We start from the raw sequence: 26,614 nt of genomic DNA, 5'->3' as shown, positions 1-26,614 counted from the left end.
TCAAGGCGGCAGCATGACAACAACCGGCTATAGCTTATCAGGCCCGAAAAACTGTCCGAACAGACGGGGCCACCTCTCACAATAAAAAAACCTGCCGGATCACTCCGGCAGGCTCTTTATTCCTCAAGGCATTATTTCAGAATTTACGTCTTATGCAGCTCTTACAGGCGTGAGAGTTACAGTCGGAGCTGCCTCAGCCGGCTTGCCGATCGGGAGAACCGGACGACCGAACTGTTCTTCCAGAACTTCCGCCATTGCGAGGTAGAGAGCAGAAGCGCCACACAGAAGACCCTCATATCCCGCAATCCGTGTGACCAGCACTTCCCCTGTAGCCTCTCCGACGACCAGCAGTGCGAAAAGAACGATCAGGCTGCCGAACACGAATTTGAAAACCGCATTCCCTTTCAGCGTGCCGATGAACATGAAGGCGGTGAAGACTCCCCATATACCCAGGAACACAGCCATTGCGACCGGAGAGGCCGGTGCCACCAGGCCAAATTTGGGCAGGAAGATCAGCATGCACAGGGCTATCCAGAAAGCGCCGAAGGATGTGAATGCCGTCAGGCCAAACGTATTGCCTTTCGGATATTCAAGCACCCCGGCAATCATCTGGGCGGAGCCGCCGAAAATCAGTCCCATCGCAAGGACTGACGAATTCAGTGGCAGGAAACCGGCGTTACACACATTCAGGAGGATGGTTGTCATCCCGAACCCGGCAAGACCGAGCGGGGCGGGGTTAGCGAAGCCGGTCGTCATCTCTGATGCTCCGTGATGGGACTGTGCGATTCAGTCCTGTTATTGTTGAATATCTTATATTCATATTTTCTCTTAACTGCCTACTGCAGCTTTCCGATTCGAAAGCACTGAAACATTCACAAATCTGTGTCTCATGGCAGACCATACTCCACAAGCCCGGTAACAGCACAACTCGCCTGACCCGCGACATCCCTGCGGGACGCACGGCCTGAGCGCCGGCTCCGCAGCCTTGCCCATTCCATGTACAAACACTTCCTTTCCGGTGAATTGCGAACCTAGCCTCCTTTACTGGTGACAGAATCACCCGCCGCCGTCATGTTCCGCACATGAGTCAGCCTGCCTCCGGTCTGCCAGACCCCGCCGCCTATATCCGCCCTTCTGCAGAAGGGGCCAGCCCTGCGATGGCTCAGTGGTTTGCGCTGAAAGAGGAAGCTCCGGATCTGCTGCTGTTTTTCCGTATGGGTGATTTCTACGAGCTGTTTTTTGATGATGCACTGGCTGCCGCCTCCGCGCTCGACATCGCCCTGACCACACGCGGCCAGCAGGGTGGCGCACCGATCCCGATGTGCGGCGTTCCGGTCAGCACGGCACAGGCCTATCTCGCACGCCTGATCCGACGCGGCTTCCGCGTTGCCGTGGCAGAACAGACGGAAACACCCAGACCCGGTCAGAAAGGCCCGCTTTCCCGTGCGATCGTCCGCCTGATCACACCCGGAACCCTGACGGAAGACGAACTGCTCGAACCCGGTCGCGCCAGCCTGCTCTTTTCCGTCGTCCTGTCCCCCGAGGAGACACGCCGGGGACGACCTTCACGGACATCAGCGAAGTCCCTGGCCGGAGCCGCCTGGATCGATATCTCGACAGGCCAGTTCGAAACGGCACAGGTTACGACCGCAGCGCTTGGAGACCTTCTCGGACGCCTTGAGCCTGCCGAAATTCTGGCACCTGAAGGTATTCTCCCGCCGGAATGGGAAAGCCATCGGGCGCCGCTCCCCGCTTTGCCCGGAGCAGAAGTCGCAGGATCACGGCTTGCAGATATATTCGGCGTCAGCAGTCTGGATGCGTTCGGCACCTTTTCCGACACGGAGCTTCTCGCCGGTTTTGCGACCGTGGATTATATCCGCCGCTCCCAGGCCGGAACGCTGCCCAGGCTTGCCCATCCGGTTCCCCGGGAAGAAAGCGGTATTCTCGGACTTGATGCCGCGACGCGTGCGAGTCTGGATCTGCTCCGTGCCCGCGACGGCGGCAGCGACCACACATTATTCTCAGCAACGGACAGAACCGTCACTGCGCCGGGCGCACGGCTGCTGGCCCGATGGATATCGGCACCCCTGACCGACACTACCGCCATTTCGGAGCGCCAGGGGGGATGGATATGGCTTGCCGCTCAACCCTCCCTCATCGGAGCAATGAAAGAGGCATTACGGGGCGCACCGGATCTGGAGCGGGCGCTGGGCCGTCTGTCGGTCGGACGCGGACAGCCCCGTGACCTTGCCGCAGTCAGGGACGCACTGGCTGCTGCCAGAACAGTCGCAACTCTCCTCAGCGATGCAAATACAGCATCTCCTCTGCCCCCGGTGATCCCCGGGCTCTGCCATAAGCTGTCCGGCGGGGAGATCGTGCTTGAGGAACTGACCCGCGCCCTCGCTCCGGACCTGCCTGCCCGGGTGGAGGATGGCGGGTTCATCGTGGCGGGATTTGACGCAGATCTGGATGCACAGCGCAGTCTGAGGGACGATTCGCGACGCGTTGTGGCAGGACTGCAGACCTCCTATGCCGAGACCTATGGCGTTTCCAGCCTGAAAATCCGCCACCACGCACAGCTCGGATATGTAATGGAAGTCCCTGTCGCCGCGGGGACGAAACTGCGGAGCCGCGAGGATCTTTCCTTCCGCCAGGGAACCTCCTCGCTCGCACGCTTCGCAACCGAGGAGCTGTCCGAACTGGATCGCCGTATTTCCGGAGCAGCCGAGCGGGCGCTGATCCGGGAACAGCAGATTTTTACCCGGCTGGTAAAGCTGATTCTTGAAGAGCAGACACTCCCGGGAATCGCCCGGGCTCTGGCCCTGTGTGACGTCCTGCGTTCCTGCGCGGTGCTCGGAGCAGGCAGCGGCTGGTGTCGTCCTGATGTGGTTGAGCAGGAGGCTTTCTCTCTCACCGCCTGCCGTCATCCGGTGGTTGAGGCTGCCTTGCCGCGCGACAGCCGCTTCACGCCGAATGACTGTGCACTTCCCCCGGACTGCCGTGTGATGCTTCTGACCGGTCCGAACATGGCCGGAAAATCCACCTTTCTGCGGCAGAACGCGCTTGCGGTCATCCTCGCCCAGGCCGGGATGCCGGTTCCCGCCGAGGTCGCCCGTATCGGTGTGGTGGACCGGCTGTTTTCCCGCGTGGGAGCCGCGGATGACCTCGCGCGCGGACGTTCCACTTTCATGGTGGAGATGACGGAAACGGCGGCAATCCTGAACCAGGCCGGACCACGCTCTCTGGTCGTTGTCGATGAAATCGGACGCGGCACCGCAACGCTGGACGGGCTGGCCATTGCCTGGGCCGTTCTGGAGGCACTGCACTCTTCCATCCGCTGCCGTACGATCTTCGCCACCCATTTTCACGAACTGGCACAGCTCGCGGACACCCTGCCCCGCCTGTCCCCGCACACCATGGCCGTGCGTGAATGGAAGGGACAGATCGTGTTCCGGCATGAAGTCATTCCCGGCTCAGCACACAGAAGCTGGGGAGTACACGTGGCAAGGCTGGCAGGTGTTCCCCTGCCGGTTGTCGAGCGCGCCGGACGCCTGCTGCGGGAGCTGGAACGCGAGAATGCACGGACACAGGCTCCCCTGCCATTATTTGACACGATGGCAGAAGCCTCGTCCTCTGCTACGGTTTCCGAAGGCATGTCAGAGCTGGAAAACAGGATCGCACAACTCGATCCCGACAGCTGCACCCCGCGTGAGGCACTGGAGATTCTCTACGATCTCCGCAAGGCCGCGCTTGAAGCCCGACAAAATTAGTCCGAAAATAACCTTAATCGTTTTTATTAAACCGTCTTACTCATTATAGTCCCCGGTTCCGCCCTCTCCCCCTTGAGCCCGCCCGTCCCCATGAATGCACCTCTCGCCATCGCTTCCGCCTCCGGAAACGCCCTCAGGACCGGACATCGCGGGTGTCTCCCCCTGACGCCGGAAAGTCTTGCGGCCGAACTTTCAGAAAGCCTGAGTGAGGCTGAAGCTTCTCCGGAATTCAGCCGGGAGGATGCCGTCGCCATTTTCCGCCGGTATCTCGGACGTTACCAGACCTGCGTGCGCGAGCAGTTCGAGGCGCGGGAGATCCGCGGGGCTGCGGCTGCCAAGCGCCTTGCGGCTTTCGCGGACGTGATCATCCGCACACTGGCCGCCTTCGCCCGCCAGACAACCGATACGGACGACCGGGCGCTGCACGGTCTTACGATTGCCGCAACAGGCGGCTACGGGCGGGGTCTGCTGGCGCCGTTCAGCGATATCGACCTGCTGTTCCTCACTCCGGAGGAGCCGGCTCCCGCCGTTCTCTCACTCGTGGAATACATGCTGTATTTCCTGTGGGACCTGGGTCTGAAAGTCGGTCATGCAACCCGTTCCATCAGCCAGTGCCTTGAGGAATCCGCAAAGGATACCACCGTCCGCACGGCTCTGCTGGATGCACGTCTGCTCTCGGGCGATCAGAGCCTGTTCGCGATGTTTGAGGCCCGCTTCATCATAAGCTGCGTGGAAGCCGGGGCCGTATCCTTTGTCATGGCCAAGCGGGCGGAACGCCAGACCCGTCACCGGCGCTTCGGAGACAGCCCCTACCTGGTCGAGCCCAACATCAAGGAAGGACGCGGCGGACTGCGGGACATGCAGACGCTGTACTGGATGTGCCGCTATACATTCGGAACCCGCCACGTGGCCGATCTGCTCGTGCCGGAATTTTCCCGGCTCGGTCTGCTGACGGATCAGGAAGCAGCACGGGCGCGCAGATCCTGGGACTTCCTGTGGACGGTACGGATGCATCTGCACTACGTCGCGGGCAGGGCCGAAGATCGCCTGACCTTTGACATGCAGCCCGTCGTCGGCGGGCGTATGGGCTATACACGCCACGGACGCCAGGACGGTGTCGAACGCTTCATGCGTCACTACTTCCTGACCGCTCGTGAAGTCATGCGCCTGACTCATGTTCTGGAACCGACCGTCCTGCGTGAGGCCCGCGGACCGGCCGCCGCTTCCGTCCGTGCGGATGACGCGATGCGTGACGCCGGATTCACGCTTCTCGACGGGCAGATTCTGCCGGAACGCGGTATTTCGTTCGATCTCGAACCAGTCCGCATGTTCCGGATGCTCGAACTCTCGCGCGAACGTCATATCCCGACTCATCCTCTGGCACGGCAGCAGCTTATCCGCTGGGAGCGCCGCGCCGCTGCCCTGCGCGACGATCCTGAAACCGCCCGTATCTTTCTCGATCTGCTGTGCGGAGACCCGCCGGAACGTCCGCGCCGGGGCGCGGGACGCATTCCGGCAGCCCAGGAAGAGGCCGATAACGGAACCGATACGCGCCAGCCCCATGGTCCCGCGCACTGGCTGCATGTCCTTAACGAAACCGGTCTGCTGGGAGCGCTGATCCCCGACTGGTCCCGTGTTGTCGGACAGATGCAGTTCGATACGTACCATATCTTCACCGTGGATGAGCATACGATCGAGGCCATCCGTATCCTGAGCTGCGTCGAAAACGGGAAAATGGCCGATGAGATCCCGATCGCCTACGAACTGGCGAAAGGTCTCCGCTCCCGCCGTGTGCTCTATATGGCCGTGCTGCTGCACGACATTGCCAAGGGTCGCGGCGGAGACCACTCCGAGCTCGGCTCCCAGATCGCTCTGGAGCTCTGCCCCCGCCTCGGCCTCTCTCCGGAAGAGACAGAGACCGTTTCCTGGCTCGTGCTGCAGCATCTTCTCCTGAGCTACACCGCCTTCCAGCGCGATATCGACGATCCCAAGACCATTCTCGACGTAGCCGATGTCGTGCAGTCCCCGGAACGTCTGCGCCTGCTGCTGCTGCTGACCATCGTGGATATGCGGGCAGTCAGCCCCCGGGTGTGGAACGCATGGAAAGCCACGCTCCTGCGGGAACTCTATACCCGCGTGGCCGAAGTGCTCGAAGGTGGTCTTGCCACGACAGAGCGCGACGTCCGCGTCAGTCACAGCAAGGATATCCTGCGGGAAATCCTGGAAGATGAAGGCGCTGATCCGGAGTCGATCCGCCACTTTCTGGATCTCGGCTATGCCAGCTACTGGCTGTCCTTCGACCAGGACACGCAGCTGCGCCACGCACGCATCATTCGCGATGCGGAAGCCCGTCAGGCCCCGCTGACAATCGAGACACAGCCGCTTCCCTCGCGCGGCGTGACCGAAGTCACGATCTATACGGCCGATCATCCCGGCCTGTTCGCCAGAATCGCCGGTGCGATGTCCCTTGCCGGGGCCACGATCGTAGATGCCCGGATTCACACGCTCTCCAACGGCATGGCTCTGGACACTTTGTGGATTCAGGACGCCTCCGGCACGGCTTTTGACGAACCGCACCGCCTGGCACGTCTGGCATCCCAGGCCGAACGCGCCGTACGCGGCAATCTCGATATCGTGGAAGAAATCTCCCGCCTGTCCCCCGGCCGACTGTCCTCCCGCACGCGGGCCATTCTCGTCCCTCCGCGTGTCGTGATCGATAACCGCGCCTCTTCCACCTGCACGGTGATCGAAATCAACAGCCGTGACCGGCCCGGTCTGCTCTATGATGTGACGCGCTCGCTGAATGAGCTCAAGCTCCAGATCGCCTCCGCGCATATCACGACCTACGGCGTCCGGGCTGTGGATGTTTTCTATGTGAAGGACATGTTCGGTCTGAAAATTACGGACGAGCGCAGACTGAAGGAAATTACCGCGCGGCTGAAAGAAAGGCTCGATACGATCGAGGCCCGGTACAGCACTAAAATATCCGCATAACACTCTGTTTTTATGAATTTTCTTTCCGGGAAGAAAAAACGCGCTTTTTCCCGGAGAGTCCTATTGACCATATCGGCCTTAATCAGTAGAAAGCCCAACGCCAGCCGGGATAACCGGTTGCCTCTGAGCCCAGATGGCGGAATTGGTAGACGCGCAGGTTTCAGGTACCTGTGGCCGCAAGGTCGTGGAAGTTCGAGTCTTCTTCTGGGCACCATTCTCCCGATAGATACGATGTGACTGGTCTTTCCCCTTCGGGGATCGGTTCCATCTCATCCGCTCCCCCCGCACAGAATCAGTACTGCTGCTTATGATCCTCACACGCCGCAATGCTTTAATCTCCGGATCAGTCGCTGCCATCGGAGGGACGCTGATGTCAGGCTGTGCGGTCTCTCCGCGCTCACCCTCCCCTCTGATCTTCGCCCACCGCGGCGCGTCCGCGCTCCGTCCCGAGCATACGATGGCCGCCTACGCAAAAGCTGTTGAGGATGGTGCTGATTACATAGAACCGGATCTGGTGCCGACAAAGGACGGCGTCCTGATCGCCCGGCACGAGCCCAATATCACAGCCACAACCGACGTATCGCAGCGCCCCGAATTTGCATCCCGCAAACGAACAGCCCTGATCGATGGCCGTACGGAAAGCGGATGGTTCACCACCGATTTTACTCTGGCCGAAATCCGGACACTGCGCGCCAGGGAACGACTTCCCGCACTGCGCCCTCAGAATACGCAATATGACGGGCAGTTCTGCATCCCGACATTTGAGAAAGTGATTGAATTTGCCGCGGCGGAAGCTTCAGCCCGAGGGCGGCAGATCGGACTGATTCCCGAAATCAAGCACTCCACCTATTTCCGCACTCTGGGTTTTGACCCTGAAGCACTTTTTCTGCAGACCATCAGCGCACACGGCGCCGCTTGAACTCCAGTCCTTTGAGACCGGCACACTCCGAATCCTGCGGAACAGAGTTCTTCAGATCAATCCCCGTGCGCGCATGATGATGCTGACGGACGCACCGGACATGCCCGTTCCCGATCTTGCGGCACGCGGCCTGCGCACGACCTATGCTGACCTTATGACACCGGAAGGTCTCGCACGGATCAGAGAATTTGCGGATGTTATCGGCCCGTCGAACAGCACGATCATTCCACGGGATGCCTCGGGCAACTGGCTTTCTCCCTCCTCCCTGATTACAGATGCTCACCGGGCGGGGCCGCTCGTCCATTCCTATACGGCACGGCCGGAGAATTATTTCCTGCCCCGTCATCTGCGGAGCAGCAGCAATCCCGCAGAACGAAATCCCGAAGGCATGGCCGAAGAACTCCGTCGGTATCTTTCAATGGGTCTGGACGGATTCTTCACGGATGATCCGGCAGCCGGCAGGCACGCCCTGCTCTGAGGCAGACCTCCGGTTTGTGCAGGTCTCCCCGTTTCTGGTCTGAACCGGCCGGATCAGCTAGGAAGCAGCATCAGTCTGAACCGGAGAACCGTTCCATGCCCCGCTTTCCTGTCCTGACCGGCCTGCTGTGCCTCCTTCTGCCTGCAGCGGCGGAAGCCGCATCTGCGGCAAAGAAGGCCGCTCCTGCACCGCTGCCGGACATTCACGCAACGGCAAAACAGCTCACCGGCACGTGGTCCTCAATGGGGCTTGCCCCCAGCACTATCACGACGGCTGCAGATGTGACGGATAAAGGCCCCGTCACAATTCGTCTTGCTCCCTTCCTGCAGAAAGAACGCAAGCCGTCTTACGAGCTGCAATACAGCAAGGGAAACACCTGGTCCGTGTCGGACAAGGACGTGACTATCAGCTTCACGCTCGTGACGGAAAACTCGGCAGACCTCAAACTGTCCGGACAGAAACCCGGACAGAACATAGATATGCCGCTTTCCCGCGCGGACTGAACCGCCCTACTCCGGCATCATCGCCTTTACACCGGCCAGAAGAGCATCGCTGCTGAACGGCTTGCCAAGCACTCTGGCCCCTTCGGGTAAAGCCGCCCTGTCCGCAAATCCCGTCACGAACAGGATGCTCATCTCCTGACGGATCTCGCTGATGCGCCTCGCACATTCATCTCCGTTCATGCCAGGCATCAGCAGATCCATCACGACGCAGCGAATTTCGGGTCTCTGCTGCACAAGCAGGAGTGCATCCTGACCATTCTCACAGCGCAGGACGGTAAATCCGGCCCGACGCAGAAAACCCTCCGTCACGATGCCCACCCCTGGATCATCATCAACGACCAGAATCGTCTGTCCCTTCACCACGAACGGATCACCCCGATCGGCTGTTTCCGGCCTGGCTGCTGCCGGAATCTCCGCCGCAGGCAGCCACAGAGTGATGCTGGTCCCCTCACCCGGAGCACTCACAACCCGGACGTCGCCGCCATTTCGCCGGACAAAGCCATAGATCATCGGAAGACCCAGGCCGCTGCCGCCCCCGAGATGTTTCGTGGTGAAAAAAGGCTCGAATATACGGCTCTGAAGTTCGGGCGACATGCCGATTCCGCCATCCGTGACGGAGATAACCACATAATCCCCCGCCTGAAGACCTCCCTCCCGGTCATTCTCCGCCACATGCTCGAAACCGGTCGAAATCCTGATCTCTCCTCCCTGCGGAAGCGCATCACGCGCATTCAGACAGAGATTGACAAGCGCCAGCTCAAGCTGCCCCGCATCCGTGGAAGCTGCAGGCAGTTCTTCCGGAAAAGGCATCAGCGTGACAGGGGTCTCGCTGCGGGTACCATGACCGTTAACGGTCTGATTTAAAAGCCCCTGCAACTGTTTCAGCAGATCCGGAATCGCAACCGGCGTCCTCACCACATCACCAGGCCGACTAAAATCGAGCAGCCTGCGGGTCAGTTGTGCACCCTTTCGTGCTGCAGAGACCGCATTCCCCATCAGCCTCTGCGCGGGGGCATTTTCCTGCGGCAGCAGATCCGGAAGAAGCTCCAGAGACCCAAGTATGGCCGTCAGCAGATTATTGAAATCATGCGCAATACCACCCGCAAGCGTCCCGACAGCCTGCATCTTGTCCACATGCCGCAGACGCAGCGCCATCTCCATCAGGTCGCTCATATCCTGATGAATAAGAATCGACAGACCGGTCTGCTGCTCTCCCTCGCCCGGCAGGCGCGTCCGCGTCAGGCGATGCCAGCGCTCACGCCCCGTCTCGTCCGTAAAATGATCGATACGGGATGATTTCCCCTCAGACCGGAACTCCTCCTCAGCAGCCCGGGCGGCATTTTTCCTGCTCTCGGGCAGAAGCTCCTCCTCGGTGCGACCGATACAGAAGGCCTCAGCCTGGCCCACAACCTCCGCAGCCCGCGCGTTCAGACGCATAAAGCGCCCCTCCGCATCGCAGAACGTCAGACCGACAGGAAGATGATCAAAGGCTCCCCGCAGGAGCATCCGCTCCGTCCTGAGTTCCTGACGGGTCCGGAAGGCCGTGCTGGCCTCTCTCACCATGGCTCTCAGACTTTCCTGAATCCACGGCTTTGCCACATAGAAAGTGATTGCCCCTTTGTTCAGGGCTGAAATAACAGTCTCGAAATCCGCATAGCCCGTAAGAAGAATGGTGCCTGCATCGGAGATGCCCCGCGCCCGGGCGAGGAATTCATCACCCGGCATTCCTCGCATCCTCTGGTCGGAGATGATCACGGCCACGTCGCCGCGGCGCTGTAAAAGCCCGAGCGCCTGCTCCGCAGATGTTTCGGACAGAACCTCGTAATCCTCCTCCAGCGTATCCGACAGCGCCCGCAGGATTTCCGGTTCATCATCCACGATCAGGACCACAGGCCGTTGCAGGAGCGGGATTGCTGCGCTTCCATCACACACAGGACACGTCCTTCATCTCTGTCGCCACGGGCTGAGCCTCCGCAGGAACCCGCACCACAAACCGCGCTCCTCCGCCCGGAGCCTCATCCACCCGTATCGTGCCGTGATGCGCCTGCACAATTCCATAGGCCGTCGCGAGTCCCAGCCCTGTTCCGGTTCCGACGGGTTTGGTCGTAAAGAACGGTTCAAAAATACGCTCCCGCAGACCGGCAGGCACACCCGGTCCGTTATCCGTCACCTCAATCACATAGCTCTGTTCCCGGTCGTGTCCGACCTCAAGACGGGTGGCGACCACGATCCGGCCGGCAGAAACCCCGGGAACACCACCCGCAAGCAGGGCATCGGCAGCATTGCTGATGATATTCATCACCACCTGATGGATCAGACCCGCCTGACAGTGCAGTTCCCACGGCGCCTGAAAATCACAGACCACCTCAATTCCCAGCTCCAGCTTCGGCCCCAGCAGGGACAGGACCGTGCAGATGGCTTCCGGAATATCCACAACGGTAAAGTGTCCCTCATCCAGGCGGGAAAACCGGCGCAGACTGGTCACAAGATCACGCATTCTGGCCAGGCCGGTGCTGCACGACTTCATTCTGTCCGAGGCCTTCTCAAGCGCCTTGCCGACGCGCCCGGTGTTTCCCTCTTCCAGCCCCTGCGCCGCCTGGGCCAGACAGCGGAGAACCGTCTCCTTATGCGACATGACAAATGCCAGAGGATTGTTGAACTCATGCGCGACACCGGCCACGAGTTCACCCAGAGACGCCATCTTGGCAGACTGGACCAGCCGTGACTGAGCCTCGATCAGCTGCCGGTTGGCCGCAGCCAGTTCCGCATTCGCAGCCTCAAGCGCACCTGAAAGAGCTGCCTTGGCCCGCACCCCCTCGAGCGCCACCTCCTGTGCCACACGTTCGCTTTCGACCTGCCGCACCTGATCGAGAAACATTTTCCGCCGCAGCAGGGCGCGCACACGGCTGAGAAACAGCAGAGGATCGGCCTCGGCCGCCGTCAGATCATCAACTCCTGCGGCATAAAGCGCGGCAGATCGCATTCCGCGCATATCCTCCTGCCCGCCCACGGCCATCAGCCGCATGGAAGGACTGCCCAGCCGTCCCTCCTGACGCGCAATATCCAGCAGGCGGCATATCGCAAGCGCATCCGCGCCCGGCTCTGTCAGATCAGCGATCAGACAGTCCGTCTCCTCACCGGGCAGCGTCGGAATCGCCCCGGCCGTAATCTCCCGGACATCGTTCCCGTTTTCCCTTAAGATACTGATAAAGGCAGACCCGTTTTCCCGCTCATACAGACGTCCTCCCGGCCCCGTAAGCACGACGACAACCGGCCTGCGGAATGCGCCCGCAACAGATGTCTGGACCTCCGCCGTCTCCCGCAGCAGGGCACGGACACGAAAGACGAGCAGCGTCATGTCCGCCGATTTCAGCACCAGCGCATCGACGCCCGTCGCCAGCCCCTCATATTCCAGAGCCCTGTCCGCCGGATCGACCAGCAGCATGAAGGGCACGCCCCGCATGGCAAGACTAAATCTCAGCTGGGCAGCAAGCTGCACGCCATTGAGACCAGGCAGGCGATAATCCGCAAGAATCAGATCGGGAACCCGGACATCAAGCAGCGCCAGAGCACTTTCCGCACTTTCGGTCGTCTGGACCGTAAAGCCACATGCCGCAAGAGCACGGTCCAGCCCCATGGTCCGGGTCAGGTCCGAACCGACCAGCAGCAGACGTGACATGGCTCCCGTCAAGATATCCGCCTTTCCATACATATCGGTCCGCCCTGCACGCTGCAGGGCCCCGGGTCGACCATCCTAGCGCCGGAGCCTCCCCGTGATTTGTAGAATCTGCGTGAGGCCTCCGGTACCGCAGCTCCCGGTTTCCCTTTTCCTGCGGGGTATCCCGTCCGGCCATACAGTTTCCGGATACCAGGCTTTCTCTCAGAGAGTGGACAGAACGCCTCTATTCCGTGAAACATCACGCCCCCTTTCCGATCAGGCGTATCACTCCCATGTCCGGCTTCGCCAAAGCTGCCCCTGCTGCCACCTCCGACAGCGGACAGAGACATCTCCCGTTTCATGTCATCGCACTGCTCGGTCTTCTCACCGCAGTGGGACCGGTTGCGACGGATATGTATCTGCCTGCCTTTCCTCAGGTTGAACATGATCTGGGTCATGGCACGGGATCAGCACAGCTCACTCTGGCAGCATGGTTTGCCGGACTGGCCCTCGGGCAGTTCACAAGCGGCCCGCTCTCAGACCGCTTCGGACGGCGCGCTCCTCTTATCGGAGGGCTGCTTATTTTCACGCTTGCCTCCGCCGGGTGCGCGATAACGTCCAGTTTCGGGCTGTTCTGCCTCTTTCGTTTTCTGTCCGCTCTGGGCGGCGCTACGGGGGCGGTCATCCCGCGCGCCATCGTGCGCGACGTCGCGACAGGACGGCAGGGGGCGGTCATCATGACCCAGCTGATGCTCGTATTCGGCGCGGCCCCGATGCTTGCCCCGTCGCTCGGAAGCTACGTGCTGCAGCTGGGGTCCTGGAGATGGATATTCTGGTTCTCCGTGATCTATGCCCTCGCCGGAATCGTCGCCGTGCTCGCCGGACTGCCCGACACACTCCCGCGAGACATGCGCCGCCCGCTGCACCCGGTCACGATCCTGTCCCGCTATCTCTCCATCCTGCGGGAACCGAATTTCCGTATCCATGCCCTGATCGCCAGCAGCTGCACCTTCGTCACCTTCGCCTATCTTGGCGGAGCTCCGGTGATTTTCGAGCATCTTCTGGCCTTCTCACCCTCCGCCTTCGCCCTGTTCTTCGGCGTCAATGCGGGGATGTTCATCCTGGTCAACCAGATCAGCGGAAGACTGGCCCATCGCGGCATCCCGCTCACCACACTCATGAAAACCGGAGTGGCCATCTGTGTGACGGACTGCTGCCTGTTCCTTCTGCTCACCAGCCTGCATCTCGTCACCCCGGCGCATCCCGTACTCGTGGGGCTGCTGATCATGGGCGGAACGTCATCGCTCGGCCTGATCGGATCAAACGCAACCGTGATGTCGTTCCATCATCACGGTGCCCATGCCGGGACGGCCTCGGCGCTGCTGGGAACGATGCAGTTCTCCATCGGCGCGCTCAGCGGCATTCTGATGGGCTGGATGCCCGATACATCCCTCGTGCCGACAGCCTTCGTCATGAGCATCGGCGCGATGAACATGCTGCTCATGATGTTTCTGCGTCGCGGACTGCCTCCCGTCTGAGTGCTTCCCCCCGCTCCGTGCAATGCTATAGTGCCCGGATGAAGGCGGCAGGCACTTCCTGTTTTCCATGCCATTGCCGCCGCCAGAACGCCTCAGACAGAGGCCGAGCCGAGGTAAGATGGACCCGTCATTCCCGCAAGATACCCGTCCCGTCACGCCTTCCGTGCGACGCGACCTGCGGACAATCCACTGCGATCCGGACTTCTGGTATCCGGTCGCCTGGTCCCGTGAACTCAGACCCGGCAAGACGCTGGCGACCCGCTACGCCGATCAGCCGATCGTGCTTGTCCGGCCCGAAAACGGCAGTGTCTTCGCGCTGGAAGACCGGTGCGCCCACCGTCAGGTGCCACTGAGCAAAGGCCGCGTGAACGGCGATTCCGTACAATGCTGCTATCACGGCTGGGCCTATGGCCGCTCAGGCCGGTGCATTGACGTGCCCTATCTGGGCAAGGGAAAGCTGCCGAACGGCGTGCGGACCTTCCCGTGTCTGGAGCAGGACGGGCTGATCTTCATTTTCCCCGGCGACCCGGAAAAGGCAGACACCGTTCTCCTGCCTGCCCGCCTCGCCCGCTCGGCGGACCCCGGATATAAAACCCGGAAATTCGGCCGGACCGTAAAGTGCCACTACAGCTTCATGCATGAGAACCTGATGGATATGAACCATCAGTTCATGCACATGAAACAGATGGGGCAGATTCGCCCCCGGTTTCTCGGACAGACACGCGAGCCCGGCATGATCGAGGCCCGGTATTCCTTCGCCCGTACCGGCGGAAAACAGCCCTGGGGAGAGACGCTGATCTTCGGAGAGCGTCGGGATGCTTCCGATAAATTCGCCGATCGTGACGTCATGACGATCCGCACGGAATATCCCTATCAGACACTCAGCATCCGGACGGGTGACCAGGACCCGGTGATGGATATGTTCATCGCCTACACACCGCAGGACAAGGATCAGCTCACTAACCGGACATTTGGCCTGCTGTCCGTCAGGCGCCTGAAAATTCCGGGGATTCTGGAGCTCGCCTGGCCTCTCCTCGTTGCCTTCACGGAGCGGATTTTTGCAGAGGATCGTGAAATCGTGGAGCTTGAGCAGCAGGCATGGAATGAACTTGGCGGCGATCACAATCTGGAAGTCTTCCCCGTGATCAATGCCCTGCGCGACCTGCTTGCCGAATGCGGCGTTCCTTCAGCAGACAATGCAGCCGTCTGAGGGCATATGGACCACCGGACCACACTGACTGCCGGAGACACCATCCTGCGGGCGTTCCGGCCCTCCGATGCGGAGGCCGTGCATCGCCTGATCAACGACTGGAGCGTGGTCCGGATGCTCAGCCGCCTGCCCTTCCCCTATCCGAGGGAGCTGGCCGATGAGTGGATCGCTGCAACGATCCGGCAGGCGGAAGACGGAACCGCCTGGCACTTCGCACTCACGGATGCACAGGACCGGCTGCTCGGCTGTATCGGACTGACCCGTATCTCATCAGAGACCGTCCGCCTGGGATACTGGATCGGCCGCCCGTTCTGGGGACGCGGCCTCGCCAAGACCTGCGTCCAGCGTGTGGTCAGCTACGCGTTCTCCCATCTGAACATCCTGAAAATCGAAGCCTTCGCAGCCACCGACAACCTGGCCTCCATCGCCGTCCTGCGCCATGCCGGACTGCAGGAAACCGGAACCGGAGAGGAATTCTTTCTCGCCCGGAACGGCAAGGCACCGGTCCTTCGCTTTGAGGCGGACCGCAGCACGATTTCTCCGGCTCAGGCTGAACCCGAGGAACCCGACGCACCGCGCCGTCTTCTGCTCGTGACCGCTGCCGCCCTGATCAGCCCCGATTTCCGGGTGCTGCTGGCCCGCCGTCCGGAAGGAAAATCCCTCGCCGGATTATGGGAATTCCCGGGCGGGAAAATCGATCCCGGAGAAAACCCCGAGCAGGCACTGATCCGGGAGCTGCATGAGGAACTCGGAATCGACGTGACGGCTGCCTGTCTCACCCCTCTGACATTCGCCTCCCATCGCTACGACTCCTTTGATCTCCTCATGCCGCTCTATGTCTGCCGCCGCTGGCAGGGCACGCCTTCAGGCCGGGAAGGACAGGCCCTGGCTTGGGTCGCGGCCGACGAACTAGACACCTATCCCATGCCGCAGGCCGATCTTCCGCTTCTGCCCTTCCTCCGCGATCTGCTCTGATAGTTCAGGAAACCCGACCCATGACCTCTCCTGCCTCCGCCATGATCGTCATCGGCAATGAAATCCTCTCCGGCCGGACCCGGGACGCCAATATTATTTTTATTGCCGGGAGACTGGGGGAAATCGGTGCGCCACTGAAAGAGGTGCGGATCATTCCGGATATCCGCGAAACGATCATTGCAACCGTCAATGAACTCCGCGCCCGCTACGACCAGGTCTTCACCACGGGCGGCATCGGTCCGACCCATGATGACATCACCGCATCCTGCATCGCCGAAGCGTTCGGTGTCCCGTTCGAACTTCACGAACCCTCTGCCCGGCTGATGAAAGAGCATTATGGCACGGACAGATTTATGGAGGCACGGCAGCGCATGGCCATGATGCCGCGCGGAGCCTCGCCGATCCCGAATCCGGTCTCCGTGGCTCCGGGTTTCACCATGGGGAACGTGCATGTCATGGCCGGAGTCCCGTCCATCATGCAGGCCATGTTTCACGAACTTGAGCCGAAGCTTCTGCGTGGAGCCCCGGTCCGGTCCGTCGCCTGGCATTCCGGCGAACTTTATGAAAGCGTGATTGCCGCAGCCCTAGGCGAACTGCAGGACCGCTGGCCGCAGATCGATATCGGCTCCTACCCCTATCACAGGGAAGATGGCCGACGCGGCGTTGCTCTGGTCGCGAAGGGCACAGACGCGGACGCCCTGGCCGCCGTAAGCGACAGCCTTAGGAATATTATCGAGACCGTTGCCGGAGTGAGCGCGACAGAAGGAGAACCTCCTGCCTGAGGTCAGACGGGGAGTTTTACTCCCCTGTCACCCGCCCGATGGCCAGGAACTTCTCCCGCCGACGTGAAATCAGCCCCTTGGGATTCTCCGCCTGAAGAGCGGCAAGTTCCTCGGCAATCGCCCGGCCCGCAGTCGTGATCGTAATTTCCGGATCGCGCTGGGCACCGCCAACCGGCTCCTGAATGATCCGGTCGATGATGCCGAATTTTTTCAGATCCTGAGCGGTCAGACGCAGGGATTCCGCTGCCGTGGAAGCCTGCTTCGGATCACGCCACAAAATGGAGGAACAGGCCTCCGGAGAGATGACGGAATAGATCGCGTTCTCAAGCATCAGCACACGATCGCCGCTGGCCAGAGCCACCGCACCGCCTGACCCGCCCTCACCGATCACCGTCGCGATCAGCGGCACCGGAATCGACAGGCAGGTTTCAATCGCCCGCGCAATCGCCTCGGCCTGGCCTCGTGCCTCAGCATCGATCCCCGGCCAGGCACCGGATGTATCCACAAATGTCAGAACCGGCAGACGGAACCGAGCCGCCAGCTTCATCAGACGGATTGCCTTACGGTATCCTTCCGGACGCGCCATCCCGAAATTATGTGCAAGCCGCGTTTCCAGATCGGCGCCGCGCTCGGTGCCGATCACGACAACCGGCTGCCCCTCGAAACGACCCAGCCCGCCGACAACAGCCTTGTCCTCTGCAAACTGACGATCTCCGGCCAGCGGCGTGAAATCCGAGATCAGGCTGCGGATATAATCCAGCGCGTGAGGCCGCTGCGCATGGCGGGCAACCTGCACTTTCTGAGACGGAGACAGCTTTGAGTAAAGCAGACGGAGCTGCTTTTCCGCCTTGACCGAAAGCCGCGAAATCTCATCAGAGATATTCACGCCTTCAGAGGCGGTCATCTGCCGGAGTTCGTCGATCTTGTTCTCAAGCTCGGCGACGGGTTTTTCGAAATCCAGAAACTGACGCATAAAGCGCTCCGTTAGCATATTATCCGGGGAGGCCGGAAGGCCTCATCGTCAGGGAATTTTCATGGTCCGCAGACCCCGCCTGGTCACTCGTCACGCGCCTGCCGGCCAAGCGGATGATGCGTCTCGACAGCCTCGCGCAGCCGCCCGGCCTGAACATGCGTATAGATCTGCGTGGTGGCAATATCGGCATGCCCCAGCAGCGTCTGAAGCGTCCGCAGATCAGCACCGTGCGCCAGCATGTGCGTGGCAAAGGAGTGTCTCAGCACATGGGGCGACAGCCTGGCCGTATCGAGTCCGGCCCGGCGGCCGACATCATGCAGAATATAATCAAAAGCCTGACGCGTAATCGGCGAACCAGGTGTCCGCCCCGGGAAAAGGAAGGGGCTGCCCTTTTCCCGGTCCTGCTCCATCAGCGCCAGAGCCGCCGCACGGGCAGACCCGGAGAGAGGAATAAGACGCTCCTTCCCACCCTTCCCCCGGACAATCAGACTCCGCGCCTCAGCCCGGAACGCTTCACGGCGCAGAGAGAGAAGTTCCGATATCCGCAGCCCCGAAGCATAAAGAAGTTCAATCGCAGCCGTCGCCACGAGGGCACGCCGATGAGCCGCAGCCGTCTCCCCAGAAACCTCCCGGGCAGCCTGCAGGAGACGCAGGGTCTCCTGCTCAGACAGAAATTCAGGAAGTTTCCGACCCCGCACCGGCGCATCCAGAACTGAGGCGGGATTATCCGACCTCATGCCTTCACGCAGGAGAAAAAGAAAAAACTGACGGAGGGTCGTAATCCTGCGGGCAACAGTCCTTGGCGACTGCCCGCCGGCAGACATATCCGCCACCCAGGCGAACAGATGCTCCGCTGAGGCCCGGCTCAGTACACAGCCCTGTCTGCACAGAAATTCCGAGCAGAGATCAAGATCAGCACGATAGGCGGACAGTGTCGCGGGAGCTGCCCCACGTTCCGCCGCCATCATCTCAAGAAAGGCCTCTTCCATCACAAAGCCCGGCTGCGCCTGTCCGGCAGCAACCTCAGCGTGTTGCAGGCGCCATAACCGGCGGGGGTGCCGGGGTGCCGGAAACAGACGGCGCCGGTGTGGCCGGCGTCGGTGTGGCCGACACGGGCGCTGCAGGTACGGACGGCACTGCAGGAGGCGCAACAGGCTGTGCCGTAACAGCCGGTGCCGTCACTGGTGCCGGTGCCGCGGCAGGAGATACCGGTGAAGCAGCCGTGGCCGAAGCCGGCAGCGGCACGGAGGCAGGAGCCGGGGATACGGCTGCCGTCCCTCCGGCAGGCGGCGGCACGATAGCGGGCATCGTCAGCTGCTGCGGAGCCGGGGCAAGCCCGGAGACCGGAATATCCCTGTGCACCGGCTGCGGAGCGGGCGCATGCCCGGGCAGCCCGAGAGCAACAAGACCACCCAGAAGAAGGACGGCAACCAGAACGGAAAGGATCAGGGAAAATCGGCGCATTCTTGTTTTATCCGCGACAAGACTGATGAAGCCCGGTCCTCGCTCCTCTTTTCCGGAACCTTCAATGTTCTTTCCGGATGACAGAACCCCAGGCGAAACTGTTCCCGGTCTATGTTAGGTTGCGGCCTATGTCACGTACCACCTTAACCTCGCTGTCTGAAAATGAAGGAAATCCGCCGGATCACTCCCTGACAGGAGAAGATGCGGCCGCTTCACTTCTGCCCCTCAATCTCGACTGCCTCCGCTCGGCTGCCGCTCGCCTGGGGGCGGATGAGGGGCGCAGTATCGTTCTGATCGGTCTCATGGGAGCCGGGAAAAGTACCGTCGGACGGATGCTGGCCGCACGGCTGGGACTTGGATTCGTAGATGCGGATATCGAGATCGAACGGGCTGCCGGCTGCTCTATAGTCGATGTCTTCAGCCGCTATGGTGAGGCCGCTTTTCGTGACGGCGAACGGCGCGTGCTGCGGCGGCTGCTCGCAACCGGCCCCCAGGTGATCGCCACCGGTGGTGGTGCCTTCATGAACGCGGAAACCCGCGAACTGATCCGGCACCGTGCGACCTCCGTCTGGCTGCGCTGCCCGGTCCCCGTTCTGCTCAGACGCGTGAGCGGACGGATGCACCGCCCGCTGCTCAACAGCGGCAACCCCCGCGAGGTTCTGGAAAAACTGGCGCGGATACGCCATCCGGTCTACGCGGAGGCCGATGTTATTGTGGATTGCGGAGACGACGACGTGGATCACTCTGTTTCGCAGGTCATATCAGCGCTGGCACAGGCACAGCGCCCGCGTGTCGTGCATGTTCCGCTCACCGGACGGGCATACGATATTCTGATCGGCCCGGATCTGCTCAGACGAGCAGGAGCCCTGCTCGCACCGCTTCTGCCACAGAAAAAGGTGATCATCATCTCGGACACGACCGTTGCCGGTCTGTATCTCCGTCCTCTGATGGAATCCCTTGCTGAAACAGGCACGGAGTCACGCGCCGTACTTTTTCCACCGGGAGAAGGCTCAAAATCAATCGCGGAATACGAACGTATTACCGGAGCCATCCTGGAGCACGGAACGGAACGCCGCACAGCCATCATCGCTCTTGGCGGCGGTGTGACCGGAGACCTTGCCGGTTTTGTCGCGGCCTCCGTACTGCGCGGGGTACCATTTATACAGATCCCGACGACACTGCTGTCCCAGGTCGATTCCTCCGTCGGCGGCAAGACCGGAATCAACACGCCGCAGGGCAAGAATCTTCTCGGCGCATTTCATCAGCCGCTTGCGGTCCTCGCCGATACATCCGTACTGAACAGCCTGCCCGAGCGGGAAATCCGCGCAGGATATGCGGAAATTCTCAAGGCTGCGCTGATCGGAGATCGTCCGTTCTTTGAATGGTGCGAGAAGCGCGCAGCCGCCATACTCGCTCTGGATACGGAAGCCCTGGCAGAGGCTGTCGGGAAGGCCTGCAACTTCAAGGCATCCGTAGTACTGGAAGATGAACGCGAGGAAAAATCCTCCGGCGGCCGGGCACTGCTCAATCTCGGCCATACCTTCGGGCATGCACTTGAGGCGGAAATGGGATATGACGGAAGGCTGCTGCATGGTGAGGCCGTCTCGATCGGTCTGCGCCTTGCTTTCAAGCTGTCGGTCCGCCTCGGTTTCTGCCCGCAGGAGGATTTCGACCGCCTCACGCATCATCTGAATGCATCCGGCATGCCTGCAGGAATCCGGGATATCGGACGGGAGGACGGACGCAATACCGGCCTTACGTTCTCGGCAGAAACCCTGATGGCGCATATGGGGCGCGACAAGAAAATGCGGGACGGAAAACTCGCATTCATTCTCGTTCGCGGAATCGGTGAGGCATTCACCTGCAGCGACGTGCCTTCTGAGGCCGTCCGGGAACTGCTGCACGAAGAAGGCTGCTCGGAATAAAACGCAGGGGAGCCGTGCACCCTGAGAAACTCTCCGGACGGAACCGCCGCCACCGTATCCCGACCGCCACACAGCCGATATGTTTCCGGAATATTGCTTTTTCAGAATATCGCGGAAACCGGCGCTTTTCCTGAACCCGCCTGAAGCGGACGTGAATTCCGCTTCGCCCGGCGCATTATTTTCCCGTTAATACCCTGTCATTCCATAGCACAAACAAACTGTTGCAATTAAATCACTATTAAGGGTCTAATGATCCCAGAGAGGCTCACGACGGGTTCCATTAACGGAACTCCATGCCCTATAGAGCCTTCAGACATCTGACGATTCTGCTTTGCCGCTGGTTGGCAGACAGAAACGGCCCGATGAAATAATGAGGACGAGAAAATGCGTCTCCGCAAGGCGTTATTCGCTACAACACTCATGGCAGCTGCTCCGGCAGCAGCCTCCGCAAGCACGATCACCGGCCCGTATGTGAACATCGGCGGTGGTTACAATCTGGTCCAGACGCAGCACGGCCGCTTTGCGCCGACGACGTTTGCTGATGGCACCGACAATGCAGGCGGCACCAAGAGCAAGTTCCGTCACAAAGACGGCTTCACCGGTTTCGGTGCATTCGGCTGGGGCTTCGGCAACGGCCTGCGCGCTGAGGTCGAGGGTGTATACAACTACTCCCAGATCAACCACCGCAGCTACACGGGCGTTAATGGCCACACCGGCGGACATGACGAGTCCTACGGCGGTCTGGTCAACGTGCTGTATGACATCGACCTGAAGCAGTTCGGTCTCGATGTTCCCGTCACGCCGTTCGTCGGTGTCGGTGCAGGTTACCTGTGGCAGCGTTACTCCCCGGTCACGACCAACTATGTAAACGGCGCCTATAACCGCGTTGGCGGCACAAACGGCGGCTTTGCCTATCAGGGCATCGTTGGTGCGGCATATGACATTCCGGGCGTTCCGGGTCTCGCCATCACGACTGAATACCGCATGATCGGTCAGACCTTCACGGACGGTGCATACCAGTCCACGTCAGGTCGCGCCAACGGTCAGCTGGCCAAGGGTAACGTGAACTTTGACCACCGCTTCAACCACCAGTTCATTCTGGGTCTGCGCTATGCGTTCGATACGGCTCCGCCGCCGCCGCCGCCGCAGCCGGTAACAGCTGTCCCGTCCGTGGCTCCGGCCCGCACGTATCTCGTGTTCTTCGACTGGGATAAGTCCAACCTCACCCCGCGTGCACGTCAGATCGTTGCAGAAGCTGCTCAGGCTTCCACGCACGTCCAGACGACCCGCATCGAGGTCAATGGCTATACCGACAACTCCGCCGCTCACCCGGGCGCACGTGGTCAGAAGTATAACCAGGGTCTGTCCATCCGTCGCGCTAACAGCGTGAAGGCTGAACTGGTTCGTGACGGCGTCCCGGCGACCGCCATCGACATCCACGGCTACGGTGAGGCTCACCCGCTGGTTCCGACGGGTCCGAACACCCGCGAGCCGCAGAACCGCCGCGTGGAAATCATTCTGCACTGATCTCCGGATCACAGAGTGTCAGCAAAGGGGGTGTCTCGGACACCCCCTTTCTGCTTTTGCGGGGGTCATGATCATGTCTCTGCGTTTTATCGAAGAACTTCCTCCGGGCCTTGTCCGGTTCATCAGATTCGGTACCGTCGGTACACTGGGGCTGGTATGGGATACCGCCACGCTCTACGCTCTGCGTCCGCTGATCGGACTGACGGCTGCCACTCTTGCCGCCTATTTTGTCGCAGCCTCCCTGAACTGGGCTGCAAACCGCTTCTGGACCTTTCGTGATGCCGGACGGTTCGAACATCCCGTGCTGCAGTGGCTGAGATTTCTGTCCGCCAACAGTCTCGGATTCACGCTCAATCGCGGAACGATTTTTCTGCTTTATTTCGTTTCCCCGCTCTGCGTGAGATACCCTGTGATCGCGCTGGCTGCCGGAGCCATCGCAGGCCTGGCTGCAAATTTCACTCTTTCCAGACGTCTGGTCTTCCGGGAAAAACCTCCGGAATCCCTGCAGGAGCTTGCGGAAATCACCACAGGCCTCGCAGAGCCGGAACCGATTGATCCCTCTCCGCCGTCAGCAAGTCCGCCCGGGACACATTGACAAACCCGGCCGTCACCCGGAAAGACAGAACTCTAAGTTTCCCGCCGGACAGGACCGTTCCGCTCTCATGATGACCACCAATGATATCCGCGCAGCCTTCCTCGACTACTTCGCGGAGAATACTCACCAGATCGTCCCGTCCTCCTTGCTGGTTCCGGACAATGATCCGACCCTGCTTTTCACAAATGCAGGCATGGTCCAGTTCAAGAACGTCTTCACCGGCCAGGAAACCCGCCCCTATTCCCGTGCGACGACGGCACAGAAAGTCGTCCGGGCCGGCGGCAAGCATAACGACCTCGACAATGTCGGATATACCGCCCGCCATCACACTTTTTTTGAAATGATGGGCAATTTCTCCTTCGGTGATTATTTCAAGGATCAGGCCATCACATTCGCCTGGGATCTGATCACCCGGCGCTTCGGTATCCCGAAAGATAAGCTTCTGGTCACGGTCTTTTCCGAAGATGAGGATGCCGCAGCGCTCTGGCGGAAAATTGCAGGCCTCAGCGATGATCGCATCATCCGGATTCCCACATCCGACAATTTCTGGCGCATGGGTGATACAGGACCATGCGGACCATGCTCCGAGATTTTCTACGATCACGGTCCGTCCATTCCCGGCGGCCCCCCAGGCTCACCCGACGAAGACGGAGACCGGTTTGTTGAAATCTGGAACCTCGTGTTCATGCAGTTTTTCGAAGACCCGCCGGGCGTCCGTACGCCGCTCCCCCGGCCTTCGATCGATACCGGCATGGGGCTGGAACGCTTTGCAGCGGTCATGCAGGGCAAATCCGATAACTACGACACCGATACGTTTCAGGCCCTGATCCACGCCTCAGCGGAAGTCACCGGACAGTCTCCGGACGGTGCATTCCGCGCCAGCCACCGCGTCGTTGCAGATCATCTGCGCTCCACCGCCTTCCTGATTGCTGATGGCGTACAGCTCTCCAGCGACGGACGCGGCTATGTTCTGCGCCGGATCATGCGCCGTGCCATGCGTCATCTGCACATGATGGGCACGAAAACACCGGTTTTCTGGAAGCTTCTGCCGGCACTGATCAGCGAGATGGGAGCGGCTTACCCCGAACTCAGCCGGGCAGAACCGCTGATCCGTGAAACCATGCGTGACGAAGAGGAACGCTTCAAGGCCATGCTCGAACGTGGTCTCGGCCTGCTGTCTGAAGAAACCGGGAAACTTTCTCCCGGAGGCGCGCTGCCTGGCAACGTCGCCTTCAAGCTCTACGATACATTCGGCTTCCCTCTCGACCTGACACAGGATGCCCTGCGCAGCAGCGGCCATACCGTGGATGTCCCGGGCTTTGATGCCGCCATGAACGAGCAGCGCCAGCGCGCGCGCGCGGCCTGGGCGGGCTCAGGTGATACCGCTACCGAAACCGTCTGGTTCGGGATCAGGGACAGCGTCGAGCCGACTGAATTCCGTGGCTACACGACTGAGAATGCCGAAGCAGAAGTTCAGGCCATTGTCGCAGGCGGCTCGCTCGTGCAGGAAGCTCCGGTCGGAACGGAAGTTTCCCTCGTGCTCAATCAGACACCTTTTTACGGAGAAAGCGGCGGTCAGGCCGGAGACCAGGGACTGATCACGGCGCCGGGCGTCCGCGTGGCCATAAGCGATACGCAGAAGAAACTCGGCGATCTCATCATTCACACGGGCACGGTCACGGAAGGCACACTCAAGCCAGGCATGGCCGTGCGCGCCACAGTGGACCATACACGCCGCTCAGCCATCCGTGCCCATCACTCTGCCACTCACCTCCTGCATGAATCGCTGCGCCGCCATCTCGGCGAGCACGTGACGCAGAAGGGAAGCCTCAACACGCCGGACCGGCTTCGCTTCGACGTCAGTCAGCCACGCCCGATTACGGCAGAGGAACTGGCTCAGGTTGAGGCCGACGTGAATGCCCGTATCCGGGAAAATACCGGCGTAACCACCCGGATCATGGCACCGGACGAAGCCCGCGCAGAAGGTGCGATGGCCCTGTTCGGAGAAAAATACGGGGATGAGGTCCGCGTGGTATCCATGGGCCCGGCGGACCCGGGTAAAGCGGCCTGGTCGGTCGAACTCTGCGGCGGAACACACGTCTCCCGTACGGGCGATATCGGCCTGTTCCGTATTACCTCCGAAAGCGGTGTGTCTGCCGGTGTCCGACGGATCGAAGCCGTTGCCGGACACGCTGCGGAAGCCGCCTCCGTGCTCACTGAACAGCGTCTGGCACAGATGGCTGCCATGCTGAAAGTCAATGCTCCTGAAGCTCCTGAGCGCCTGGCCGTTATTCTGGAAGAACGCCGGGTGATGGAAAAACAGATTTCCGATCTTCAGCGTAAACTGGCGGCAGGAGATTCCGCGGCAACCAGGGCCGAAACTCTGGCCGGCATTCCCGTCGCTCTCCGAAATGTCGGTGACACACCGGCCCGCGAACTCAAGGGGCTGGCAGAAACGATCGGTAAGCAGATCGGGACAGGCGTGACGGCCCTGATTTCTACATCAGATGGAAAAGGTTCCGTAGTCGTTCATGTCAATCCGGAGCTTCCCGAGGCTCTTGATGCCGTCACGCTCGTCCGCCTGGCAAGCGAGGCTCTTGGAGGCAAAGGAGGAGGCGGACGCCGGGATATGGCTCAGGCGGGAGGGCCGGATGCTGCTAAGGCTGATGCGGCTCTGGGGGCCATCCGGGCTGGTATTCTGAAGGCTCTCAAGGGATAATCCCGCATCGGGTCCGGATAATCTGGGCCCGACAGTCTCATTATTTCCTTATTGTAAATAAAATTTAATTAATTGCAGCTTCAATTGAGGACATGATATCGGCCATTGCAAGTCAATATTTAGCCAAATCTCGATTTTCGCATAACAAATGACCATGAGTCTTTCGTCAAATATACTTCTTCTCCTGTAATAGGATCTCGTACCTTATCTGGAAAAGCTCGGGCAATATTTTCTATCGCAGATGGCCATGGGTCCCCTGGCGTCAGGTATGGAGAATTTTCAGTCAGGTGGAGGGTTCGAAGAACCATATAGTTGATTCGCTTGGCTGGTGATTTCAGGTTTTTGGCGATTTGATTGACTACTTTTGGGTTCGTTTTCGATCTGCGTTTTGAGCAGCTCAAGTGTTGTCCCCTGCTGAATGACTACGCGCTCGCGTTCAATCTTTCGAGGAAGAGGAAGCGGCGCATGTTGTAGACGATATTGGCCAGGCCGATCCTCATGGTGGCTCGGGTGATACCGATAGTTCGGACGAACAAACCCATTTGCGATTTCTGATCGGCAAAGACATGCTCGACACGCGAGCG

The 26,614-nt window shown here is 60.5% G+C and carries 17 protein-coding genes, 1 tRNA gene and 2 pseudogenes; 13 read left to right on the top strand and 7 right to left on the bottom strand.

All coding sequences use genetic code 11. From position 1 onward, the window contains the following. Positions 1 to 150: 150 nt before the first annotated feature. Positions 151 to 756 carry an acetate uptake transporter gene (locus LOC54_RS05355; protein WP_279312804.1) on the bottom strand — a complete coding sequence of 202 codons (606 nt, stop codon included), beginning with the start codon at positions 754 to 756 and terminating at the stop codon, positions 151 to 153. A gap of 326 nt (positions 757 to 1,082) precedes the next feature. On the opposite strand from LOC54_RS05355, the gene mutS reads away from it, so the two are divergent. The 5 genes and pseudogenes from mutS (at position 1,083) to LOC54_RS05330 (ending at position 8,664) form a co-directional block, all read left to right on the top strand. Continuing rightward, positions 1,083 to 3,770, top strand: coding sequence for a DNA mismatch repair protein MutS (mutS, locus tag LOC54_RS05350; protein ID WP_279312803.1), 2,688 nt, complete (start codon positions 1,083 to 1,085; stop codon positions 3,768 to 3,770). Positions 3,771 to 3,860: 90 nt separating this feature from the next. Beyond that, a complete protein-coding gene (locus tag LOC54_RS05345) occupies positions 3,861 to 6,764 on the top strand; it encodes a [protein-PII] uridylyltransferase (RefSeq protein WP_279312802.1) in 2,904 nt (967 codons plus the stop codon). 127 nt (positions 6,765 to 6,891) lie between these two features. Next, positions 6,892 to 6,978 (top strand) — tRNA-Leu (locus LOC54_RS05340). A gap of 93 nt (positions 6,979 to 7,071) precedes the next feature. After that, positions 7,072 to 8,161 (top strand): annotated as a pseudogene (locus tag LOC54_RS05335) (glycerophosphodiester phosphodiesterase family protein). A 95-nt stretch (positions 8,162 to 8,256) separates the two neighbouring features. Further along, positions 8,257 to 8,664, top strand: coding sequence for a hypothetical protein (locus LOC54_RS05330; RefSeq protein ID WP_279312801.1), 408 nt, complete (start codon positions 8,257 to 8,259; stop codon positions 8,662 to 8,664). Between the two features lie 6 nt (positions 8,665 to 8,670). On the opposite strand, the gene LOC54_RS05325 is transcribed toward LOC54_RS05330, so the two are convergent. Further along, positions 8,671 to 10,596 (bottom strand): response regulator, encoded by a 1,926-nt coding sequence (locus LOC54_RS05325; protein WP_279312800.1) that lies wholly within the window; start codon positions 10,594 to 10,596, stop codon positions 8,671 to 8,673. Next, positions 10,589 to 12,343 carry an ATP-binding protein gene (locus tag LOC54_RS05320; protein WP_279312799.1) on the bottom strand — a complete coding sequence of 585 codons (1,755 nt, stop codon included), beginning with the start codon at positions 12,341 to 12,343 and terminating at the stop codon, positions 10,589 to 10,591. Before LOC54_RS05320 ends, LOC54_RS05325 begins: the two co-directional genes overlap by 8 nt. 272 nt (positions 12,344 to 12,615) lie before the next feature. On the opposite strand from LOC54_RS05320, the gene LOC54_RS05315 reads away from it, so the two are divergent. The 4 genes from LOC54_RS05315 (at position 12,616) to LOC54_RS05300 (ending at position 16,827) form a co-directional block, all read left to right on the top strand. Beyond that, a complete protein-coding gene (locus LOC54_RS05315; protein WP_279312798.1) occupies positions 12,616 to 13,860 on the top strand; it encodes a multidrug effflux MFS transporter in 1,245 nt (414 codons plus the stop codon). Between the two features lie 118 nt (positions 13,861 to 13,978). Beyond that, a complete protein-coding gene (locus LOC54_RS05310) occupies positions 13,979 to 15,070 on the top strand; it encodes an aromatic ring-hydroxylating dioxygenase subunit alpha (protein WP_279312797.1) in 1,092 nt (363 codons plus the stop codon). Positions 15,071 to 15,076: 6 nt separating this feature from the next. Continuing rightward, on the top strand, positions 15,077 to 16,045 hold the full coding sequence (locus LOC54_RS05305; protein WP_279312796.1) for a bifunctional GNAT family N-acetyltransferase/(deoxy)nucleoside triphosphate pyrophosphohydrolase: 969 nt from the start codon (positions 15,077 to 15,079) through the stop codon (positions 16,043 to 16,045). A 20-nt stretch (positions 16,046 to 16,065) separates the two neighbouring features. Continuing rightward, the gene (locus LOC54_RS05300; protein WP_279312795.1) at positions 16,066 to 16,827 is read left to right on the top strand and encodes a molybdopterin-binding protein; all 762 of its coding nucleotides are present in this window, start codon (positions 16,066 to 16,068) and stop codon (positions 16,825 to 16,827) included. A 16-nt stretch (positions 16,828 to 16,843) separates the two neighbouring features. Here the strand turns inward: LOC54_RS05300 and LOC54_RS05295 are convergent, their stop codons facing one another. From LOC54_RS05295 to LOC54_RS05285, 3 genes are all read right to left on the bottom strand, one after another. After that, complete coding sequence (locus LOC54_RS05295) at positions 16,844 to 17,800, bottom strand: acetyl-CoA carboxylase carboxyltransferase subunit alpha (protein WP_279312794.1); 957 nt, start codon at positions 17,798 to 17,800, stop codon at positions 16,844 to 16,846. Between the two features lie 83 nt (positions 17,801 to 17,883). Further along, positions 17,884 to 18,789, bottom strand: a complete 906-nt coding sequence (locus LOC54_RS05290; RefSeq protein ID WP_279312793.1) for a tyrosine recombinase — start codon at positions 18,787 to 18,789, stop codon at positions 17,884 to 17,886. A 34-nt stretch (positions 18,790 to 18,823) separates the two neighbouring features. Beyond that, the gene (locus LOC54_RS05285; RefSeq protein ID WP_279312792.1) at positions 18,824 to 19,264 is read right to left on the bottom strand and encodes a hypothetical protein; all 441 of its coding nucleotides are present in this window, start codon (positions 19,262 to 19,264) and stop codon (positions 18,824 to 18,826) included. A gap of 128 nt (positions 19,265 to 19,392) precedes the next feature. On the opposite strand from LOC54_RS05285, the gene aroB reads away from it, so the two are divergent. The 4 genes from aroB (at position 19,393) to alaS (ending at position 26,030) form a co-directional block, all read left to right on the top strand. Next, positions 19,393 to 21,189 carry a 3-dehydroquinate synthase gene (gene aroB / locus LOC54_RS05280; RefSeq protein WP_279312791.1) on the top strand — a complete coding sequence of 599 codons (1,797 nt, stop codon included), beginning with the start codon at positions 19,393 to 19,395 and terminating at the stop codon, positions 21,187 to 21,189. 384 nt (positions 21,190 to 21,573) lie between these two features. After that, on the top strand, positions 21,574 to 22,716 hold the full coding sequence (locus LOC54_RS05275) for an OmpA family protein (RefSeq protein ID WP_279312790.1): 1,143 nt from the start codon (positions 21,574 to 21,576) through the stop codon (positions 22,714 to 22,716). A 73-nt stretch (positions 22,717 to 22,789) separates the two neighbouring features. Next, complete coding sequence (locus tag LOC54_RS05270; RefSeq protein WP_279312789.1) at positions 22,790 to 23,311, top strand: GtrA family protein; 522 nt, start codon at positions 22,790 to 22,792, stop codon at positions 23,309 to 23,311. A 67-nt stretch (positions 23,312 to 23,378) separates the two neighbouring features. Further along, entirely contained in the window at positions 23,379 to 26,030 is a 2,652-nt protein-coding gene (alaS, locus tag LOC54_RS05265) for an alanine--tRNA ligase (RefSeq protein WP_279312788.1), read from the top strand. A gap of 422 nt (positions 26,031 to 26,452) precedes the next feature. Here the strand turns inward: alaS and LOC54_RS05260 are convergent. Then, a pseudogene (locus LOC54_RS05260) lies at positions 26,453 to 26,614 on the bottom strand (IS5/IS1182 family transposase); the annotation flags it as partial.

This window comes from Acetobacter sp. AN02 (assembly GCF_029759835.1).
Lineage (GTDB): Bacteria > Pseudomonadota > Alphaproteobacteria > Acetobacterales > Acetobacteraceae > Acetobacter.
Note: the sequence above shows the minus strand (reverse complement) of the source record. Positions and strands in the feature narration are given on the sequence as shown.

What these genes read in the sequence shown, in the direction of transcription:
- LOC54_RS05355 (WP_279312804.1), bottom strand. Translation starts at nt 756, where the DNA reads ATGACGACCGGCTTCGCTAACCCCGCCCCGCTCGGTCTTGCCGGGTTC.
- mutS (WP_279312803.1), top strand. Translation starts at nt 1,083, where the DNA reads ATGAGTCAGCCTGCCTCCGGTCTGCCAGACCCCGCCGCCTATATCCGC.
- LOC54_RS05345 (WP_279312802.1), top strand. Translation starts at nt 3,861, where the DNA reads ATGAATGCACCTCTCGCCATCGCTTCCGCCTCCGGAAACGCCCTCAGG.
- LOC54_RS05330 (WP_279312801.1), top strand. Translation starts at nt 8,257, where the DNA reads ATGCCCCGCTTTCCTGTCCTGACCGGCCTGCTGTGCCTCCTTCTGCCT.
- LOC54_RS05320 (WP_279312799.1), bottom strand. Translation starts at nt 12,343, where the DNA reads ATGTCACGTCTGCTGCTGGTCGGTTCGGACCTGACCCGGACCATGGGG.
- LOC54_RS05315 (WP_279312798.1), top strand. Translation starts at nt 12,616, where the DNA reads ATGTCCGGCTTCGCCAAAGCTGCCCCTGCTGCCACCTCCGACAGCGGA.
- LOC54_RS05310 (WP_279312797.1), top strand. Translation starts at nt 13,979, where the DNA reads ATGGACCCGTCATTCCCGCAAGATACCCGTCCCGTCACGCCTTCCGTG.
- LOC54_RS05305 (WP_279312796.1), top strand. Translation starts at nt 15,077, where the DNA reads ATGGACCACCGGACCACACTGACTGCCGGAGACACCATCCTGCGGGCG.
- LOC54_RS05300 (WP_279312795.1), top strand. Translation starts at nt 16,066, where the DNA reads ATGACCTCTCCTGCCTCCGCCATGATCGTCATCGGCAATGAAATCCTC.
- LOC54_RS05295 (WP_279312794.1), bottom strand. Translation starts at nt 17,800, where the DNA reads ATGCGTCAGTTTCTGGATTTCGAAAAACCCGTCGCCGAGCTTGAGAAC.
- LOC54_RS05290 (WP_279312793.1), bottom strand. Translation starts at nt 18,789, where the DNA reads ATGGAAGAGGCCTTTCTTGAGATGATGGCGGCGGAACGTGGGGCAGCT.
- LOC54_RS05285 (WP_279312792.1), bottom strand. Translation starts at nt 19,264, where the DNA reads ATGCGCCGATTTTCCCTGATCCTTTCCGTTCTGGTTGCCGTCCTTCTT.
- aroB (WP_279312791.1), top strand. Translation starts at nt 19,393, where the DNA reads ATGTCACGTACCACCTTAACCTCGCTGTCTGAAAATGAAGGAAATCCG.
- LOC54_RS05275 (WP_279312790.1), top strand. Translation starts at nt 21,574, where the DNA reads ATGCGTCTCCGCAAGGCGTTATTCGCTACAACACTCATGGCAGCTGCT.
- LOC54_RS05270 (WP_279312789.1), top strand. Translation starts at nt 22,790, where the DNA reads ATGTCTCTGCGTTTTATCGAAGAACTTCCTCCGGGCCTTGTCCGGTTC.
- alaS (WP_279312788.1), top strand. Translation starts at nt 23,379, where the DNA reads ATGATGACCACCAATGATATCCGCGCAGCCTTCCTCGACTACTTCGCG.